The sequence below is a fragment of the Enterococcus sp. 10F3_DIV0382 genome (assembly GCF_002140245.1).
GTDB classification, from domain to species: Bacteria; Bacillota; Bacilli; order Lactobacillales; family Enterococcaceae; genus Enterococcus_B; species Enterococcus_B lactis.
The window spans coordinates 83,515-85,122 of record NZ_NGMF01000003.1; the positions used below are offsets into that span (position 1 = coordinate 83,515).

Below are 1,608 nucleotides of genomic sequence, written 5' to 3' on the forward strand. Positions count from 1 at the left end.
CTCTAATCTCTTTTTTGGTCGTCACTAAATAAGGCTTGTATACATCGCTTTTTTCGCTAATATAAGCCATTAAATCTTCTTTCCATTCTGACAAATGAACACGTTGACGTTCGCTTCTTTTTTTCTTGAATTTAAACCACCCTTGACGGACAAATAAATCTTTACTGGTTAAATCACTTGATACCCAAGCTTTGCAAAGAATGGTAATGTATTCCCTATTAGCCCCTTGATAGTTTTCTGAATAGGCACTTCTAACAATTTTGATTACTTCTTTTTCTTCTAAGGGTTGATCTAATCGATTATTAAACTCAAACATATTATATTCGCACGTTTCGATCGAATAGCCTGAACTAAAGTAGGCTAAAGAGAGGGTAAACATGACGTTATTACGCCCTATTAAACCCTTTTCTCCTGAAAATTTCGTTTCGTGCAATAAGAGATTAAACCAGGGTTCATCTACTTGTTTTTTGCCTTCTGTACCGCTTAAAACCGTTAGACTTGAACGAGTAAAGGCCTTATTATCTGTTTGTTTGAAAGACCAATCTTGCCATTCTTTGAAAGAATAACGGTAATTGGGATCAAAAAATTCTACATTGTCCGTTCTTGGTATACGAGCAATCCCAAAATGATTGCAAGTTAGATCAACTGGCAAAGACTTTCCAAAATATTCTCGGATATTTTGCGAGATTATTTTGGCTGCTTTGACAGATTTAAATTCTGATTTTGAAGTCACATAGACTGGCGTTTCTAAAACAAAATATGCTTGATAACCTTTATCAGATTTGATACTGTCTCTTATACACATCTAGATGTGTATAAGAGACAGCCTTTATATAGCTTTCTTTTTCTTCTTTTTTTACTTTAATGATCGATAGCAACAATGATTTAACACTAGCAAGTTGAATGCCACCATTTCTTCCTGGTTTAATCTTAAAGAAAATTTCCTGATTCGCCTTCAGTACCTTCAGCAATTTATCTAATGTCCGTTCAGGAATGCCTAGCACTTCTCTAATCTCTTTTTTGGTCGTCACTAAATAAGGCTTGTATACATCGCTTTTTTCGCTAATATAAGCCATTAAATCTTCTTTCCATTCTGACAAATGAACACGTTGACGTTCGCTTCTTTTTTTCTTGAATTTAAACCACCCTTGACGGACAAATAAATCTTTACTGGTTAAATCACTTGATACCCAAGCTTTGCAAAGAATGGTAATGTATTCCCTATTAGCCCCTTGATAGTTTTCTGAATAGGCACTTCTAACAATTTTGATTACTTCTTTTTCTTCTAAGGGTTGATCTAATCGATTATTAAACTCAAACATATTATATTCGCACGTTTCGATCGAATAGCCTGAACTAAAGTAGGCTAAAGAGAGGGTAAACATGACGTTATTACGCCCTATTAAACCCTTTTCTCCTGAAAATTTCGTTTCGTGCAATAAGAGATTAAACCAGGGTTCATCTACTTGTTTTTTGCCTTCTGTACCGCTTAAAACCGTTAGACTTGAACGAGTAAAGGCCTTATTATCTGTTTGTTTGAAAGACCAATCTTGCCATTCTTTGAAAGAATAACGGTAATTGGGATCAAAAAATTCTACATTGTCCGTT

At 34.6% G+C, this 1,608-nt stretch carries 2 pseudogenes; both read right to left on the reverse strand.

Features of this window, described 5'->3' with window-relative positions:
* Positions 1-787 (reverse strand): annotated as a pseudogene (locus A5849_RS15280) (primase C-terminal domain-containing protein); the annotation flags it as partial.
* A 31-nt stretch (positions 788-818) separates the two neighbouring features.
* A pseudogene (locus A5849_RS13695) lies at positions 819-1,608 on the reverse strand (primase C-terminal domain-containing protein); the annotation flags it as partial.